14 protein-coding genes are annotated in these 17,647 nt (G+C 69.4%); 7 read left to right on the top strand and 7 right to left on the bottom strand.

Translation table 11 applies throughout. From position 1 onward, the window contains the following. Positions 1-26: 26 nt before the first annotated feature. A complete protein-coding gene (uvrA, locus tag ABTZ94_RS28530) occupies positions 27-3,086 on the bottom strand; it encodes an excinuclease ABC subunit UvrA (RefSeq protein ID WP_351204844.1) in 3,060 nt (1,019 codons plus the stop codon). Positions 3,087-3,261: 175 nt separating this feature from the next. Here uvrA and ABTZ94_RS28525 point away from each other — a divergent pair, with 175 nt between their 5' ends. Continuing rightward, positions 3,262-3,951, top strand: a complete 690-nt coding sequence (locus ABTZ94_RS28525) for a maleylpyruvate isomerase family mycothiol-dependent enzyme (protein WP_351204842.1) — start codon at positions 3,262-3,264, stop codon at positions 3,949-3,951. A gap of 10 nt (positions 3,952-3,961) precedes the next feature. Continuing rightward, a complete protein-coding gene (locus ABTZ94_RS28520) occupies positions 3,962-4,618 on the top strand; it encodes an MBL fold metallo-hydrolase (protein WP_351204840.1) in 657 nt (218 codons plus the stop codon). Between the two features lie 123 nt (positions 4,619-4,741). On the opposite strand, the gene ABTZ94_RS28515 is transcribed toward ABTZ94_RS28520, so the two are convergent. From ABTZ94_RS28515 to ABTZ94_RS28495, 5 genes are all read right to left on the bottom strand, one after another. Then, positions 4,742-5,746 carry a TerC family protein gene (locus ABTZ94_RS28515; protein ID WP_351204838.1) on the bottom strand — a complete coding sequence of 335 codons (1,005 nt, stop codon included), beginning with the start codon at positions 5,744-5,746 and terminating at the stop codon, positions 4,742-4,744. A 256-nt stretch (positions 5,747-6,002) separates the two neighbouring features. Beyond that, a complete protein-coding gene (locus ABTZ94_RS28510; protein ID WP_351204836.1) occupies positions 6,003-7,955 on the bottom strand; it encodes a TerD family protein in 1,953 nt (650 codons plus the stop codon). Between the two features lie 148 nt (positions 7,956-8,103). Further along, entirely contained in the window at positions 8,104-8,682 is a 579-nt protein-coding gene (locus ABTZ94_RS28505; protein ID WP_351204834.1) for a TerD family protein, read from the bottom strand. A 131-nt stretch (positions 8,683-8,813) separates the two neighbouring features. Beyond that, positions 8,814-10,934 carry an excinuclease ABC subunit UvrB gene (gene uvrB, locus ABTZ94_RS28500; RefSeq protein ID WP_351204833.1) on the bottom strand — a complete coding sequence of 707 codons (2,121 nt, stop codon included), beginning with the start codon at positions 10,932-10,934 and terminating at the stop codon, positions 8,814-8,816. A 62-nt stretch (positions 10,935-10,996) separates the two neighbouring features. Beyond that, a complete protein-coding gene (locus tag ABTZ94_RS28495; RefSeq protein WP_351204831.1) occupies positions 10,997-11,884 on the bottom strand; it encodes an MHYT domain-containing protein in 888 nt (295 codons plus the stop codon). 215 nt (positions 11,885-12,099) lie between these two features. Here ABTZ94_RS28495 and ABTZ94_RS28490 point away from each other — a divergent pair, with 215 nt between their 5' ends. The 3 genes from ABTZ94_RS28490 to ABTZ94_RS28480 all read left to right on the top strand — a co-directional run bounded on the left by ABTZ94_RS28490 (position 12,100) and on the right by ABTZ94_RS28480 (position 15,094). Continuing rightward, positions 12,100-13,056 (top strand): glycerophosphodiester phosphodiesterase, encoded by a 957-nt coding sequence (locus ABTZ94_RS28490; RefSeq protein WP_351204829.1) that lies wholly within the window; start codon positions 12,100-12,102, stop codon positions 13,054-13,056. A 59-nt stretch (positions 13,057-13,115) separates the two neighbouring features. Then, positions 13,116-13,658, top strand: a complete 543-nt coding sequence (locus tag ABTZ94_RS28485; protein WP_351204827.1) for a methylated-DNA--[protein]-cysteine S-methyltransferase — start codon at positions 13,116-13,118, stop codon at positions 13,656-13,658. A gap of 80 nt (positions 13,659-13,738) precedes the next feature. Then, positions 13,739-15,094: an MFS transporter gene (locus tag ABTZ94_RS28480; RefSeq protein WP_351204825.1), complete on the top strand. Its 1,356-nt coding sequence runs from the start codon at positions 13,739-13,741 to the stop codon at positions 15,092-15,094. A 4-nt stretch (positions 15,095-15,098) separates the two neighbouring features. Here ABTZ94_RS28480 and ABTZ94_RS28475 read toward each other — a convergent pair whose 3' ends face one another. Next, complete coding sequence (locus ABTZ94_RS28475) at positions 15,099-15,461, bottom strand: cupin domain-containing protein (RefSeq protein ID WP_351204823.1); 363 nt, start codon at positions 15,459-15,461, stop codon at positions 15,099-15,101. Positions 15,462-15,612: 151 nt separating this feature from the next. Here ABTZ94_RS28475 and ABTZ94_RS28470 point away from each other — a divergent pair, with 151 nt between their 5' ends. Both ABTZ94_RS28470 and ABTZ94_RS28465 read left to right on the top strand, forming a co-directional pair. After that, entirely contained in the window at positions 15,613-16,677 is a 1,065-nt protein-coding gene (locus tag ABTZ94_RS28470) for a pseudouridine-5'-phosphate glycosidase (RefSeq protein WP_351204821.1), read from the top strand. Then, complete coding sequence (locus tag ABTZ94_RS28465) at positions 16,674-17,570, top strand: carbohydrate kinase family protein (RefSeq protein WP_351204819.1); 897 nt, start codon at positions 16,674-16,676, stop codon at positions 17,568-17,570. Before ABTZ94_RS28470 ends, ABTZ94_RS28465 begins: the two co-directional genes overlap by 4 nt. The last annotated feature ends 77 nt before the right edge of the window (positions 17,571-17,647 follow it).

The raw sequence follows: 17,647 nt of genomic DNA, 5'->3' as shown, positions 1-17,647 counted from the left end.
GGGGCCGCCACTCGGGCGCGGGGCCGTCAGGCCCTGCGCGCGCGGGCTGCCTTCTTCGCCGCGGGCTGCTTCGCCTCAGCGGTCTTGGCGGTCCTGGCCGTGGCGGACTTGGCGGCCTGGCCCGCACTCGTCCTGGCGGTGGCTGTCTTCCTGACCGGGGCCGACTTCGCGGCGACCGCCTTCTTCGCGGCCACCTTCCGCACGGGCTTTCGGGCCGCGGGCACCGAGGCTTCGCTCACCCGGTCCGGGTCCAGGATGCCCTGGAGGAACTTGCCGGTGTGGCTGGTCGGAACCCCGGCGACCTGCTCCGGGGTTCCCTCGGCGACGACCAGACCGCCGCCGTTGCCCCCTTCGGGGCCCATGTCGATGACCCAGTCCGCGGTCTTGATGACATCGAGGTTGTGCTCGATGACGATCACCGAGTTGCCCTTGTCGACCAGCCCGGACAGCACCTTGATGAGCTTGCTGATGTCCTCGAAGTGCAGACCCGTGGTCGGCTCGTCCAGGACGTAGACCGTGCGGCCGGTGGAGCGCTTCTGCAGCTCGCTCGCGAGCTTCACACGCTGCGCCTCGCCGCCGGAGAGCGTCGGCGCGGACTGCCCGAGCCTGACGTATCCGAGGCCTACCTCATGGAGCGTGCGGAGGTGGCGGGCGATCGTCGGGACGGCCTCGAAGAACTCCAGACCCTCCTCGATCGGCATGTCCAGCACCTCGGCGATGGACTTGCCCTTGTAGTGGACCTCCAGGGTTTCCCGGTTGTAGCGCGCTCCATGGCAGACCTCGCACGGTACGTACACATCCGGCAGGAAGTTCATCTCGATCTTGATGGTGCCGTCGCCGGAGCAGTTCTCGCAGCGGCCGCCCTTGACGTTGAAGGAGAAGCGGCCCGGCAGATAGCCGCGCACCTTCGCCTCCATCGTCTCCGCGAACAGCTTGCGGACATGGTCGAAGACGCCGGTGTATGTGGCCGGGTTGGAGCGGGGCGTGCGGCCGATGGGTGACTGGTCGACGTGCACGACCTTGTCGACCTGGTCGTCCCCGTCGACCCGGGTGTGGCGGCCGGGGACCGACTTGGCGCCGTTCAGCTCGCGTGCCAGGTGCGTGTAGAGGATGTCGTTGACCAGCGTCGACTTTCCGGAGCCCGAGACACCCGTGACGGCCGTGAGCACGCCGAGCGGGAAGGAGACGTCGATGTCCTGGAGGTTGTTCTCCCGGGCGCCGTGCACCGTGAGTCTGCGCGTCGGGTCGACGGGGCGCCGGATGTCGGGCATCGCGATCGACTTCTTGCCGGTCAGGTACTGGCCGGTGATCGATTCGCCGTTGCCCAGCAGCTCGTTGAGCGATCCGGAGTGGACCACCTTGCCGCCGTGCTCACCGGCGCCGGGGCCGATGTCGACGACCCAGTCGGCGACCTTGATGGTGTCCTCGTCGTGCTCGACGACGATGAGCGTGTTGCCCATGTCGCGGAGCCGGACCAGGGTCTCGATCAGCCGGTGGTTGTCCCGCTGGTGCAGGCCGATGGACGGCTCGTCCAGTACGTACAGCACGCCGACCAGGCCGGAGCCGATCTGTGTGGCCAGCCGGATGCGCTGGGCCTCGCCGCCGGACAGGGTGCCTGCCGCGCGGTTCAGCGAGAGGTAGTCGAGGCCGACGTCGACCAGGAACCTCAGCCGTTCGTTGACCTCCTTCAGCACCCGTTCGGCGATCTTCTTGTCGCGGGCGTTCAGCTTCATCCGGCCGAGGAATTCGGCGCACTCGCTGATCGACATCGCGGAGACCTGGGCGATGGACTTCTCCATCACCGTCACCGCCAGGACGATCGGCTTCAGCCTGGTGCCCTCGCAGGTCGGGCAGGGCACCTCTCGCATATAGCCCTCGAAGCGCTCCCGGCTGGAGTCGCTCTCGGCCTCGGAGTGCCGCCGCTTGACGAACTGCACCGCGCCCTCGAAAGCAGGGGTGGTGTAGGCGCGCTCGCGCCCGTAGCGGTTGCGGTAGCGGACCTCGGTCTGGATCTTGTGGCCGAAGAGCAGGGCCTTCTTGGCGCGCTGCGGCAGCCCGGCCCACGGGATGTCCGTACGGAATCCGAGGGCCTCGGCGAGGGCGCCGATCAGCCGGCCGAAGTACTCCTTGGTGTGGCCGTGCGACCAGGGGTGGATCGCGCCCGCGTCGAGCGACCTCTCCTCGTCGGGGACGATCAGCTCGGGGTCGACCTCCATGCGCGTACCGATACCTGTGCAGTCGGGGCAGGCGCCGAAGGGCGAGTTGAAGGAGAAAGAGCGCGGCTCCAGCTCCTCGAAGGAGAGGTCGTCGTACGGGCAGTAGAGGTGCTCGGAGTACATCCGCTCACGCTCGGGGTCGTCCTCGGGGAGGTCGACGAAGTCGAGCACGACCATGCCGCCGGAGAGCCCGAGCGCGGTCTCGACCGAGTCGGTCAGCCGGCGCTTGGCACCGTCCTTCACCGTGAGACGGTCGATGACCACCTCGATGGTGTGCTTCTCCTGCTTCTTCAGCTTGGGCGGCTCGGAGAGGTGGATGGTCTCGCCGTCGACCCGGGCCCTGCTGTAGCCCTTGGTCTGCAGATCGGCGAAGAGATCGACGAACTCGCCCTTGCGCTCACGCACCAGTGGCGAGAGCACCTGGAAGCGGCTGCCCTCGGGAAGACCGAGCACCTTGTCGACGATGGCCTGCGGCGACTGGCGCGAGATGGGCCGGCCGCACTCGGGGCAGTGCGGCTTGCCGATCCGGGCGAAGAGCAGCCGGAGGTAGTCGTAGACCTCGGTGATGGTGCCGACCGTCGAGCGCGGGTTGCGCGAGGTCGACTTCTGGTCGATGGAGACGGCGGGCGAGAGGCCCTCGATGAAGTCGACGTCCGGCTTGTCCATCTGGCCGAGGAACTGGCGGGCGTACGAGGAGAGGGACTCCACGTAACGTCGCTGCCCCTCGGCGAAAATCGTGTCGAACGCGAGAGACGACTTGCCCGACCCGGAAAGCCCGGTGAAGACGATGAGGGAGTCGCGGGGGAGGTCGAGCGAGACGTTCTTGAGGTTGTGCTCGCGAGCGCCACGGACGATGAGACGGTCGGCCACGCCGGTCCGCACCTTTCTTGAGAGAAATGGGGGAACTGAGCCCCTGTCCCAGGGTATGGGGGGCGCCACAGCGATGTACGAAGCTTTCGACTCCGAGCGTATAGCACGCGCATTCGATTTACGGACGGCCGCGGACTCCTTCACCCGAATGAGTGGCGAGGCTAGGCTCAGCCGCATGATTGATCACGCGCACGACCTGGACGCCGTACGTGAAGCGACCGATCGACTGCTCAGCGCCACCGAGAAATTGGATGACGCCGCACTCGCCGAGCCGTCGCGATTGCCGGGCTGGAGCCGCGGCCATGTCGTTGCGCACCTCTCTCGTAACGCCGACGCGCTCGTAAATGTTCTCCAGGGCCGGCCCATGTACGCAGACAGCGAAACCCGCGACCGCGACATCGAGCGCGACGCACCCCGGTCGAAGGCCGAGCAGCTGGCCGACCTGGTCGAGAGCGCGGCCCGCTTCGTGGACGCCGCCTCGGCCCCGGCCGACTGGTCCCGCACGGTCACGATGCGCAACGGTGTGACCGACTCGGCCTCCCGGATCCCTTTCCGCCGCCGCATCGAGGTCGAGCTGCACCATGTCGACCTGGGCATCGGCTACGAGCTGGAGGATCTGCCGGACGAGTTCGTCACCCGGGAGATCGACTTCCTCGCCGAGCGGTTCGACGGACACCCCGATGTCGTGTCCACGGGTGTGACCGACGGCAAGGGCCGGATCCGGACGACGGGCGGCGGCGCGGAAGGCGGCCCTGTCACGGTCCGCGGTACGGCCCCCGAGCTGCTCGGCTGGCTCTGCGGGCGCCGCGACGGCTCGGCACTGACCGTCGAAGGCGGCCCCCTTCCCGCACTGCCCCCGCTATAGGCTGAGACGTATGACGTACAGCGGAACGGTCAAGGTCGGCGGACGTGCGGATGTACACGAGTTGACGGATCTGATGATCTCCAAGGTCGCCGTCGGCCCGATGAACAACAACGCCTACCTGCTGCGCTGCCGGGCCACCGGCGAGCAGCTCCTGATCGACGCGGCCAACGAGCCCGGGACCCTGCTGCAGCTGATCGGTGACGACGGCATCGCCTCCGTCGTCACCACCCACAGGCACGGCGACCACTGGCAGGCGCTCGGCGAGGTGGTGGCGGCCACCGGCGCACGTACGTACGCCGGGCGGTACGACGCCGAGGGCATCCCGGTCCCGACCGACGTCCTGGTCGACGACAACGGCACGATCCAGGTGGGCCGGGTCGCCCTGACCGCCCGTCACCTCGCCGGTCACACCCCCGGCTCCATCGCGCTCGTCTACGACGACCCGCACGGCGCCCCGCATCTGTTCACCGGGGACTGCCTCTTCCCTGGCGGGGTCGGCAATACGCACAAGGATCCCGAGGCCTTCGCGAGCCTGCTCCACGATGTGGAGACCAAGCTCTTCGACCAGCTGCCCGACGAGACCTGGGTCTATCCCGGCCACGGTCACGACACCACGCTCGGCAACGAGCGTCCGCAGCTGCCGCAGTGGCGCGCCCGCGGCTGGTGACGGCAGCCGCGGGGGCACTCTCCACCCGTACAAACACCGGCCGGGGCGGGCAACGGACAGTTGCGCACCCCGGCCGGTGCCGGTCCCTGCCCGGCCGGACGGCCGCCCGGCCGTCGGCCAGGGTCAGGCGTCGATGCTGGAACCCTTGTCCGCCCCCTCGCCCGCTTCCGCGGCCGCCTCGGCCTGCTCCTGCTTCTTGTTGGCAATAAGGCTGGTTATCGTGGTGATCACCAGCACGCCGCCGATGACGCCGAGCGAGACCGGGATGGAGATCTCGGGGACGTGCACTCCCGACTCGTGCAGTGCGTGCAGCACCAGCTTCACGCCGATGAAGCCGAGGATGGCCGAGAGGCCGTAACTGAGGTGGACCAGCTTCTTCAGCAGACCACCGATCAGGAAGTACAGCTGCCGCAGCCCCATCAGGGCGAAGGCGTTGGCGGTGAAGACGATGTACGGGTCCTGGGTCAGGCCGAAGATCGCGGGGATGGAGTCCAGGGCGAACAGCACGTCGGTGGTGCCGATGGCGAGCATGACGACCATCAGCGGCGTCAGGACGCGCTTGCCGTTGTTACGGATGAAGAGCTTGGTGCCGTGGTACCGGTCGGCGACCCCGAAGCGGCGCTCGATCGTCTTGAGGAGTCGGTTCTCCTCGAACTCCTCCTCTTCCTCGTCGGCCCGCGCCTCCTTGATGAGCTTCCAGGCGGTGAAGATCAGGAACGCGCCGAAGATGTAGAAGACCCATGCGAAGTTGGCGATGACGGCGGCACCGGCAGCGATGAAGATCGCTCGCAGCACCAGCGCGATCAGCACACCGACGAGCAGCACCCGTTGCTGGAGGTGGGAGGGGACCGAGAACTTCGCCATGATCAGGACGAAGACGAAGAGGTTGTCGACGCTGAGCGACTTCTCGGTGATGAAGCCGGCGAAGAACTCACCCGACGCCTGGCTCTCGCCGAAGACCAGCAGGCCGAGTCCGAAGAGCGCTGCCAGCGCGATCCAGATGACCGTCCAGATTCCGGCTTCCTTGGTCGTCACGTCATGGGGTCTGCGCCCGATCAAGAAGTCGACGGCAATAAGGGCTGACAGACCAAGAATGGTCAGCACCCAGAGGGTCCATGAAACGTCCACTGCGCCTCCGGCAGTTCGCTACGGCTACTGATCAGCGTCGTCGCTGCCGGAGGTCTCTTCCACCCGGGCGCACGGGCTGCGCACCACGGGCCGGCGCCCCGGGACCGGTCACAGTCCGTACTGACGGGCACGCCGCATATGGGAGTACTCCCCTCCGCCCAAAGAACAGTACAGGGAACACCAAGGAAAGGTAAAGAGAAAGGTAAAAATTCCCCAAAGACGCAGGTCAGGGGTGTTGATACGTAGTTGTTGCCGCTCAGGGGCGCCGGGGGTGGCGGGCCGCAGCCACCCTGGCAAGCGCCTGCTCAAGCACCCGGCTGCCGGGCGGCATCCTCAGCGGCTCGTACGTCCAGGCGTGGCCCACCCAGGGGTCGGCCAGGTGGTCGTCGGCGACCGGGGTGATGCGGAGCAGCGAGCGCCACAGCGGGGCGAGCACCGGCCCGTACGCGGAGGCGTCCTCCCGGTCCGCGACCATCAGCAGATGGACGCCGACCGAAGGCCCCTCGTCGGCGAGGTAGCGCAGCTGTGTGACGGCCCGGTCGTCGAAGCCATGCGGGAAGTCATTGACGATCAGCATTTGCTCACCCGTGTCGAGGTCCGGCGGAAGCGAATCGGCGGCGCCGGCCCGGATCGCCATCTGCACCAGGTCGACGCGCCGGGTGAGCTGCGCGAGGACCGAGGCCACTCCCGCGGCTCCGGCGGCGGGCGGCCCGGCGAGGGCCCCGGATTCGACCAAGGGGGCGAGCGCTCCGGCTGCCGAGCCCGCGGGGTCGATGACATGGACGGAGAACTCGTCGGCCGGGTAGACGGCCAGCAGCCGGGCCGCGTGCGCGACCGCGTTCTCCACGGCCAGGCGGCGCAGTTGGGTGGTGTCCATCAGTCTTGCGGCATCGGAGGCCGTACGGCCGCTGTCGACCCAGATCCCACGCTCCAGAGGGAGCCGGACCAGTAGCGGGATTCGCAGGTCGGGGCTCTCGGGCAGATGGAGGTCGCCGATGCGCAGCGCCATGGGAATTTCCATCGGGACTCGGTAGGCGTGCCAGACGGGGTTGTCCCATCCCGCGTACGCGGCGGGGAGTGCGGGTTCCACGACGGCGGACTCGGCGGCGAGCTGGGCAAGGTCGCGATCGAGGACCTCGCGGGCCCGGGCGGTCAGCTCGTCGCGCTTGGCGCGGGCCTGTTCGCGGGCCCGGTCGCCGGCGCCACCGATCCGGTTGCGCGGGTCGGACAGAGTCCGGTCGAGCTCCTGGTCCATGCGGGACTCGGCGAAGTCGACGGCGCTGCGGTACGCGGCGGTGGTGCGGGCCAGGTCTTCGAACATGCCCCAGATCTGGTTGTAGAGGCGCTCCTCCATGGACCAGCCGGTCGCGTCTCCGGCGACGGGCCGGGCGGGGCGGCCCGGTTCGGCGGGCGGTGCGGTGGGAGGGGGCGGCGGGGGCGGGGATGACCGGCGGCGCGGGTGCGCGTAATTGATGGGGCCGCCCGTCGTGGCCGCGGACGGCGGGGTGGTGGGCTCGGTGAGCGGCTCGGAGGGCTGGGCAGCCGTCGGCGGTGCGACGGGGGGCCTGCGGCCGTCCGAGGGCGGTACGGGGCTCGGGCCGTGACCGACCCGGTCGGCGTCCGGGGGGCGCGGCGGGGGCGGCGCGACCGAGCGGGCCATCGCGCGGGCGACGGCGTCCTGGATCGTGTGGGCCAGCTCGGCCGCCTGCGTCAGGCCCTGGTCGGCGAGCATGTCGGCGAGGCCGCCCGCGTAGCCCTGACCGACGGCGCGGACCTTCCAGGCGCCCTGGCGGCGGTAGAGCTCCAGGGCGGTGACCGCGGACTCGGCGTCCAGGCCGGTGAGGGTGAAGGTGGCTATCTCGCTGCCTTCGAGCCCGGTGACGGCGACGAACGGTGAGGCGACCGCGCCGAACCGGACCGGGCCGCCGACGCCCGTGGGCAGGGCCAGCAACACGGTGACCCGGTGCACCGAAGCGGGCAGGGCATCGAGGTCCACGGCGAGCCGGTGGTCGGCGGCTGCCTGTCCGGACACCTCGAGCCCGGGCAGCTGGGGCGATCCCGGGTGAGCGACCCACTCGGTGCCGTGCACGGTGCCGTTCTCGTCGCCGAGCGTGGCACCGGCCACGACGGGCGTGCCGGCCGATACGCGGATCTCCAGACGGGTCTGGGGCAAGGTGTGGTTCTGCCCCCGGACCAGCTCGGCCGTCATTGCCCTGTCCCCTCGGTGAGTTGCTGCTGCGTGGTGCGGTGCCATGCGGAGTGGTGTCGCGCGGTGCGGCACCATGTGGTGCAGCTCCCGGCGGCCGATGCCTCCGGGAGCTGCGCGTACCGATATCGACCGGCAGGTCCGGCCGTGCCTACAGGTGCGGCAGGATCGCCGGCATCAGGTCCTGGAAGGTGCGGCCGTTGGCCGGGTTGCCGAGGGCGGTCATCTGCCACCCGTTCCCCGAACGGTGCACCTTCGCCATGATCTGGGCCGTGTACTGCCCGCCGCCGTCCAGCGTGTACCGGGCGAGCTCCTGGCCGTTGGTCTCGTCGACGATACGACAGAAGGCGTTCTGCACCTCCTGGAACGTCTGGCCGGTGAAGGAGTTCACCGTGAAGACGATCTGGTCGATGTGGACCGGCACCCGCGGCAGATCGACGAGGATCGCCTCGTCGTCGCCGCCCGAACCGGCGCCGCCGACCAGGTTGTCCCCGGTGTGCTTGACCGAGCCGTCATCACTGACGAGGTGACGGAAGAAGACCACGTCGACCGGCTGCTTGTCGGCGAACAGCACCGCCGAAGCATCGAGGTCGATCTCCCTCGTACGTGAACCGAACAGACCGCGGCGTGGCGCCGCCTGCCAGCCGAGCCCCATCCGTACTGCGGTCAGGGTCCCCCCGTCGCTCTTCTGCAGGCTGATGGCCTGACCCTTGGTCATATTGACCGTCACGCGCTGTCCCCTCTCCGCTTGCCCCGCAACCGTCCGTGCGCGGTTTTCCAGCACCCTACGCAGTCGCGTCGAGAATGCGGCCGCTTGAGGTGATTTTGTGTCGGTCCTGCAACACACCAGGTGCGACCGGGTCAGGCAAGACCCGCCTCCCGCATCTGGCGCAGCTCCTTCTTCAACTCACCGACCTCGTCGCGCAGCCGGGCCGCCACTTCGAACTGCAGGTCAGCGGCAGCTGCCCGCATCCGGTCGGTCATCTCCTCGATGATTCCGGCGAGTTCGGTGGCGGGCCGGTCGGTGACCACCGCGCCACTGCCCCCGGCCTTCTTGGAGCCGGCTGCCTTGGCACCCAGGGTAGGCACAGGGGCCTTGGCACCCTTCGTCTGGCGGTAGCCGGTGCCGAGCAGCTGCTCGGTGTCGACCTCCTCGCGGGCGATCGTTGCGACGATGTCGTTGATCTTCTTGCGCAGTGGCTGCGGGTCGAGGCCGCGCTCGGTGTTGTAGGCGATCTGCTTCTCGCGGCGACGATTGGTCTCGTCGATGGCCTGCGCCATCGCCGGGGTGATCTTGTCCGCGTACATATGGACCTGCCCCGACACGTTACGGGCGGCGCGCCCGATGGTCTGGATCAGGGACGTCCCCGAGCGCAGGAAGCCCTGCTTGTCCGCGTCGAGGATGGCGACGAGCGACACCTCGGGCAGGTCGAGGCCCTCGCGCAGGAGGTTGATGCCGACCAGTACGTCGTACTCACCGGAGCGCAGCTCGCGCAGCAGCTCGATGCGGCGCAGGGTGTCGACGTCGCTGTGCAGATAGCGGACCTGGATACCGAGCTCCAGGAAGTAGTCGGTGAGGTCCTCGGCCATCTTCTTGGTGAGAGTGGTGACCAGGACCCGCTCGTCCTTCCCGGCGCGCGTGCGGATCTCGTGCACCAGGTCGTCGATCTGACCCTCGGTGGGTTTGACGACCACCTCCGGGTCGACGAGGCCGGTCGGGCGGATGATCTGCTCCACGAAGCCGTCGCCCCTGGAGAGCTCGTACTTCCCGGGTGTGGCGGAGAGATAGACGGTCTGGTTGATCCGGCTCAGGAACTCCTCCCACTTCAGCGGGCGGTTGTCGAGCGCGGAGGGGAGCCGGAAGCCGTGGTCGACGAGGGTCCGCTTGCGGGAGGCGTCGCCCTCGTACATGGCGCCGATCTGCGGCACGGTGACATGCGATTCGTCGAGGACGAGGAGGAAGTCCTCGGGGAAGTAGTCGAGGAGGGTGTTGGGGGCGGTGCCGGGTGAGCGGCCGTCGAAGTGCATCGAGTAGTTCTCGACGCCGGAGCAGGTGCCGATCTGCCGGAGCATCTCGATGTCGTACGTGGTGCGCATCCGCAGCCGCTGGGCCTCCAGCATCTTGCCCTGCTTCTCCAGCTCGGCGAGGCGCTGCTCCAGCTCCTGCTCGATGCCGTTGACCGCCTTCTCCATGCGCTCGGGGCCTGCGACGTAGTGGCTGGCGGGGAAGACATGGAGGGACTGGTCCTCGCTGATGACCTCGCCGGTGAGCGGGTGGAGGGTGGAGAGCGCCTCGATCTCGTCGCCGAACATCTCGATTCGGACGGCGAGCTCCTCGTAGACCGGGAAGATCTCGATGGTGTCGCCGCGGACCCGGAAGGTGCCGCGGGTGAACGCGAGGTCGTTGCGGCTGTACTGGATCTCGACGAAGCGGCGCAGCAGCTGGTCGCGGTCGATCTCGTCGCCGACCTTGAGCTGGACCATCCGGTCCACGTACTCCTGGGGCGTACCGAGGCCGTAGATGCAGGAGACGGAGGCGACCACGATGACGTCGCGTCGGGTGAGCAGCGAATTCGTCGCGGAGTGGCGCAGCCGCTCGACCTCCTCGTTGATCGAGGAGTCCTTCTCGATGTAGGTGTCCGACTGCGGGACGTACGCCTCGGGCTGGTAATAGTCGTAGTACGAGACGAAGTACTCGACGGCGTTGTTGGGCAGCAACTCGCGGAACTCGTTCGCCAGCTGGGCCGCGAGCGTTTTGTTCGGCGCCATCACGAGGGTGGGGCGCTGCAGCTTCTCGATCATCCAGGCGGTGGTCGCCGACTTGCCGGTGCCGGTCGCGCCGAGCAGGACGACGTCCTTCTCATCCGCACGGATGCGCCGCTCCAGCTCGGCGATGGCCGCGGGCTGGTCGCCGCTGGGCTGGTAGGGACTGACGACCTCGAAAGGCGCCACCGAACGTTCGATCTTCGAAACGGGCCGCATGCAACCACCGTACGACCCACCACTGACAACCGGGCCGGGTCAGCCGTCGTGCCGGGCCGGGGTCACCATTCCCCGGGGGGCGTGGGGTCGCGCGGCCTGGAGTGGAACGACGCCGGGTCGGCATGTGTTCCGAACCGCGGGATCTGCCGCTGGGCCGGGATTCCGGGGGGCCGTCCGGCCCCGTTCATGGCCGTGGGGTCGTCCCAGTCCGGGGTGCCCATCACCATCAGGGGGTCGAACATCACGACCACCGCGGCAAGGAGGAGGAAGCAGCCGGGTCCGATCAGCAGCGGTACGAGGGGGGCGGTCCGACCGTCGGCCGAAGCGGTGTCGGCGAGGGCGCCGGGGTGCACATGAACGCTCAGCGCGGCCATACCCATGTAGTGCATGCCGCTCACCGCGACGCCCATCACGACGCTGGCTCCGAGACTGGGCAGGAAGCCGTGGATGGAGACGGCCGCCCAGAGTGCGGTCGTGGCAGCCACCACGGCTATGACGACGGAGAGGGCCACAGTGATCGTGTCGTATTCGAACTGGCCCTCAAGACGCATACCGGCCATACCCAGATAGTGCATGGTGGCCACGCCCAGCCCGGTGATGGTGCCGCCCGTCACCATTGCCATACGGGTCGCGCCCCGGTACCCGACGATGAAGATGCCGATGGCGACCATGCCGATCGCGACGGCGAGGCTGGCGAAGGTGATCGGCTTGTCGTAGCTGATGGTCACCCCTTCGACGGAGAAGCCGATCATCGCGATGAAGTGCATCGTCCAGATGCCGGACCCTATGGAAGTCGCACCGAGGGCCAGCCAGCCGGCCTTGAAGGAACGCTCGGTGCGCAGCGAACGGGTCGTGCACCGCAGCCCGAGGGCCGCGCCGAGGCAGGCCATCAGGAAGGCCGCGACGGGCGTCACCGCTCCATAGCTGAAACCGTCGATCGTGCCCTGCATGCTCGTACGCCCTTCGCGGAAGCCCGGGTTTGGGGGTGACCCTAAGCCGCGAGGCCCGGCAGACAAACAGAAGAGCTGCATTTTATCGACATGAATTTCGGCCCGTGACCTGGTCTCAACAGCGGCGTTCACGTTGTGGCCATCCTTCGCCTATCCCCCGTTGGGGGGCAGCTGCCACTCTCGGCCCGTCCGTAACTCTGACGCAAGGAGTACACGTGTACGCACGCACCGCAACCGCCGCCGTCGCTGCCACCGCCCTCATGGGTGCCGGCGCGTTGCTGATGCCGACCGCCGATACGCAGACCACGGGCAGGGGCACGGCCACGGCCGGGCTCGCGAACACGGGCACGGGCACGGGCATCCGGACCGCGAGCGCCCGGACCGCGGATGCGAAGCCGGGCGCGCCGGTCGTCTTCGCACACCGGGGCGCTTCCGCCTATGCGCCGGAGAACACCCTGGCCGCCGTCGACAAGGCCGACGCCCTCGGCTTCGACTGGGTGGAGAACGATGTCCAGTTCACCAAGGACGGTGTGCTGGTGGTCGTGCACGACACCGATCTGAAGCGGACCACCAATGCCGAGGAGGTCTTCCCGGACCGTGCGCCGTGGGCGGTCAAGGACTTCACGGCCGCCGAGATCGCCCGGCTGGACGCGGGCAGCTGGTTCGGTCCGCAGTTCGCCGGGACCCGGGTGCCCACCCTCAAGCAGTACCTGGACCGGATCGAGCGCAATCACCAGAAGCTGCTGCTGGAGATCAAGAGCCCGGAGACCTACCCGGGCATCGAGAAGGAGACCCTCCGGGTGCTGAGCCAGAAGGGGTGGCTCGACCGCGACCATGTCAAGAACAGGCTCGTCGTCCAGAGCTTCGGCGCGGACAGCGTGAAGAAGGTGCACCAGCAGCGTCCGGACGTCACGACCGGCTTCCTCGGCACCCCGGCGGTGGCCGATCTGCCCTCGTACGCAGCGTTCACCGACCAGATCAACCCCTCGTACACGTCGATCTCCGCCGACTACGTGACGGCGGTGCATGCGCTGAAGGGCGCACACGGCAAGAGGCTCCGGGTCAATACCTGGACGGTCAACGACGCGGCGACCGCGGCGAAGACGGCGGGCTTCGGCGTCGACGGGATCATCACCAACACCCCCGATGTGGTGCGCGAGGCCACGGGCTGACAGCCCGGCCGCCCCGTCTGCGCAGCTCGTTGTCAGTGGCCGGCCGTACGGTGGTTCCCATGAACAGCAACGGGGTTGTCGAGTGGGCCGTCGTCAAGAGCGACATCGGCCCGCTGATGCTTGCCGCGACCGACGTGGGACTGGTGAGTGTGGTCTTCCACGCCCGTCCCGAGGTGCGGGAGAAGGCGGTCGGGCAGTTGCGGTCGCGGCTCGGCGCGGAGCCGGTGGAGAGTCCCGGCTCCGCGCGGCTCACCGAGCCGATACGTCAGCTCGCGGCGTATTTCGCGGGCCCGTTGCGGGAGTTCTCGCTCGACCTGGACTGGTCGCTGACCTCCGGCTTCAACCGCCAGGTGCTCCGCGAGCTGGCGGCCGGGGTGCCGTACGGGGCGGTCGTCGGATACGGGGACCTCGCCGAGCGCGTGGGGCAGCCGGGGGCGGCGCAGGCGGTCGGGGCGGCCATGGGGTCCAATCCGCTGCCGGTGGTGGTGCCGTGCCATCGGGTGGTGGAGAGCGACGGCGGCCTCGGCGGGTTCGGCGGTGGTCTCGAAACGAAGCGGAAGCTGCTGGCTCTGGAGGGCGTGCTGCCCCAGGCGCTGTTCTGAGCCGGCGGTCCTTGAGTGGCCCCTGCCACTCAGGCCCGAACCCGTTTTCGTACCTGTGTACGGGCTGGCACACTGCGTCAGTGACCAACACCCTCGATGCACCTGACACCCCCACCGGGCCCGGCCACCCCGCCGGCCGGGTAACGGCGGCCGAACTGCCCGGATTGCAGCGCAGAACGTCAGCGGTGCTCATAGCCAGCCAGATACTCGGCGGCCTCGGTGTGCCCATCGGTATCGCCCTGGCCCCCGTCCTGGCCACGGAGGTGAGCGGCTCCGAGGCGCTGTCCGGCCTGGCTCCGACCGCATCGGTGACGGGTACCGCGCTGCTCTCGCTGCCGCTGGCCGCGCTGATGACCTCGCGCGGTCGGCGCCCCGGTCTCGTACTGGCGTATCTGATCGGTGCGCTCGGCGCGGGGCTCGTGGTGCTGGCCACCGTCGTGGAGAGCTTCCCGCTGCTGCTGCTCGGCATGGCCGGGTTCGGTGCCGGTTCCTCGGCCAATCTGCAGGCCCGGTTCGCCGCCGCGGATCTGGTCGAGCCCGAGCGGCGCGGCCGGGCGATCTCCACCGTCATCTGGGCCACGACGATCGGTTCGGTTCTGGGGCCGAACATCGCGGCCCCGGTGGGGCGTGTCTTCCGGGGCACCGCGATATCGGAGAAGGCGGGCCCGTTCTTCTTCGCAGCCGGGATCTTCCTGTTGGCCGCCGTGGTGGTCGGGATGCTGCTGCGGCCGGACCCGCTGCTCACCGCGCGGGCGCTTGCGCCGCAGGACAACGAGTCCCCCGCAGGCCGTTCACTGCGTGCCGGTGTCGCAGCGGTCCGGGCGTCCCCAATGGCGCGGCTGGCGTTGGTGACAGTGGCCGTCTCGCACACCGCGATGGTCTCGATCATGGTGATGACCCCGGTCGATCTGGGCCATAACGGCGCCGGACTCCAGCTGATCGGCCTGGTCATCAGCGGCCACATCGCGGGTATGTACGCGTTCTCCCCGGTGATGGGCTGGCTGTCGGACCGGCTCGGCCGGCTCGCCGTGATCGGTCTGGCGGTCGGGCTGCTCTCCTGCGCCGCGCTACTGGCCGGCACCGCGGGCCCCAGCCACGGTCAGACGGCGGCAGGCCTGTTCTTGCTCGGGCTCGGCTGGTCGGCCGGGCTGGTCGCCGGTTCGGCACTGCTCACCGACTCCGTACCGCAGCCCGCCCGCGCCGCCGTGCAGGGTCTGTCGGACCTGACCATGAACACGGCGGCGGGCATCGGCGGAGTGATCGCCGGAGTGATCGTCGCCCGGGCGAGCTACGGCTGGCTGAACGTGGCCGGAGCATGCCTGTTGCTGCCGATGGCGGCACTGGCGCTGCGCCGGGCGCTCGCCCGGCCGGCCGCACCTGTTGCGCCCGACTCACCCGGCGCAGCCGGCACATCTGCGCCCACCACCGACCTCTGAGGTTTCAGAGGCTGATGTGGTAGGCCTTGCGCAACGTCTTGTGCACGGTCCACGTCGTTCGGTCACCCTCGCGCAGCACGCAGGCGTCACCCGGCCCGACCTCCAATGTCGCCCCGCCCTCGACGGCCACGGTCGCGCGCCCGCTGACGACCACGAACAGTTCGTTGGCCTCCGTGTCGGTGACCACGCCCGGCGTGATCTGCCAGATCCCGCGCAGCTGCTTGCCGTCGGGCGACTCCCAGAGCACCTTGCCGGTCACCACGGGCTCGCCCGAGACGATCTGTGCGGGGTCGAGCGGTTCCGGTTCGAGTTCGGCGTCCGGAATGTGCACGGCAAACGAGGCAGGAGCTTGATCAAGTGTGGTCATGGCCAGTCACCCTAGCGACCGCTTCGGGGCGACCGGGCACCAGGACCGGGAGAACATGCGGAGGGGACGGGTGATGCGGAGGGGACGGGTGATGCGGCCGGTGTCCCGGCCTCACGTTTGAGGTCGATGCGCCCGCGACAGGGATGTGGACATGCCACTGAATGCGTCGCACAGCGCACACTCCTGCATCCCCGCCCTCTCCGCCGAGGTGCAGGCGGCCCTCGCCTCACACCATCCCGTCGTGGCTCTGGAGTCGACGATCATCGCCCACGGTCTGCCACGCCCCCGCAATCTGCAGGTCGCCGAGGAACTCGAAGGGCTCGTACGGTCCGCGGGCGCCGTGCCCGCCACGATCGCCGTTCTGGACGGACGGGCCCACATCGGCCTGGACAAGGCCCAGTTGGAGCGGGTCGCCGCGGACCCGTCGATACGGAAGCTGGGACACCGGGACCTCGCACCGGCCCTGGCGGCGGGTGCGAGCGGGGCGACGACCGTGTCCGCGACGGCGTTCCTGGCCGCACACGCGGGCCTGCGCGTCTTCGCGACCGGCGGCCTCGGCGGCGTACACCGGGGGTGGACGGAAACCCAGGACGAGTCCGCGGACCTCCGGCTCCTCGCGCGGACCGGCATCACCGTGGTGTGTGCGGGGGTGAAGTCGATCCTGGACATCCCCGCCACCCTGCAGCGCCTGGAGACGCTCGGCGTCGCAGTGCTCGGATACGGCACCGACCGCTTCCCCGGCTTCTATCTGAACAGCTCGGGCGAGCCGGTCGACTGGACGGTGCGGACGCCCGAGGCGGTCGCGGAGGTGATGCGGGCCAAGGACGCGCTCGGCGGCCCCGGTTCCGCGCTGATCGTCGCCAACCCCGTTTCCGTGAAAGACCAGTTGGATCCCGCACTCCACGACCGCGTGCTCACCGAGGCTCTTGCCGCATGCCGGGAGCGCGGCATCGTGGGCCAGGCCGTCACACCGTTCCTGCTGGACCAGCTGGTGCGGGGAACCGGGGGCGCTTCGTTGGAGGCCAATCTGGCGGCCGTACGCGGAAATGTATCGCTCGCCGCGCGGATCTCCGGCGCATGGGCCGCAGCCGCACAGGACACAGCAGTGCACCGAAACGCTCAGGACACTGCAGCACACCAAAACGCACAGGACACTGCAGCGCACCCGACCCCGCAGGACACGACATCGCACCGGCGTCCGGCGGCAGGCCGATGACCGATGGCGGCCTTCTCGTCGTCGGCGACGTGGTCACGGATGTCGTGGCCCGGCACGGAACGCCGCTGATCCACGGTACGGACACCTCCGCCCGGATCCGCACCCTCCCCGGCGGAGCGGGCGCCAACGTCGCCTGCTGGGCGGCGCGTCGGGGCTGTCCCGACGTACGGCTGCTGGCCCGGGTCGGCGCCGACAGTGCGGCCTGGCACCGGGACGCGCTGCAGCGAGCAGGGGTACGTTGCCTGCTGGCCGTGGACGACAACGTACCGACCGCCACCGTCGTCGCCCTCGTCGATTCCGCCGCCGAGCGCACCTTCCTCACCGACAGCGGCGCTGTGCTCCGCCTCTCCCCCGACGACTGGTCACCGTCGATGCTCGACGGCATCGCCCATCTCCATCTCTCCGGGTACCTCCTCTTCGCCGCGACGAGCCGGGCTACGGCCCTGCTCGCTCTGCGCGAAGCCCGGCGGCGGCACATCGCGGTGAGCGTCGACCCGGCTTCGGCCGGCTTCCTCGCCGAGCTGGGCGTCGACCGGTTCCTGACGGCCGTGCAGGGCACGGATCTGCTGCTGCCCAACGCGGACGAGGCCCGACTTCTCACCGGACTGCCTGAACCGCCGGACGCCGCAGCCAAGTTGAGTTTTCAGGTGCCCCGGGTCGTGGTCACGCTCGGCGAGGACGGAGCCCTGCTGGCTGTCGCGGGCTCGGTGACCCGGCACATCCCGGCTGTTCGGGTGCGGGGTGCCGTGGACTCGACGGGCGCGGGCGACGCGTTCACCGGCGGCTTCCTCGCGGCGCACCTGTCGGGGGCGGACGACGCCTCGGCCGTCGAGGCAGGCTGCCGGTCGGGGGCGGAAGCGGTCACCACCATGGGGGGCCGCCCCGGTCCATGACGCACCCGGCTCCCCGGATCAGCCCGGACCGCTGGCCGCCCCGCCCCCGGGCGGCCTGTGGCCGCCCGGGCAGTTGC

Source organism: Streptomyces sp. NPDC002785, assembly GCF_040295565.1.
Taxonomy (GTDB): Bacteria; Actinomycetota; Actinomycetes; order Streptomycetales; family Streptomycetaceae; genus Streptomyces.
This window is presented reverse-complemented; position numbering and strand designations above follow the sequence as displayed.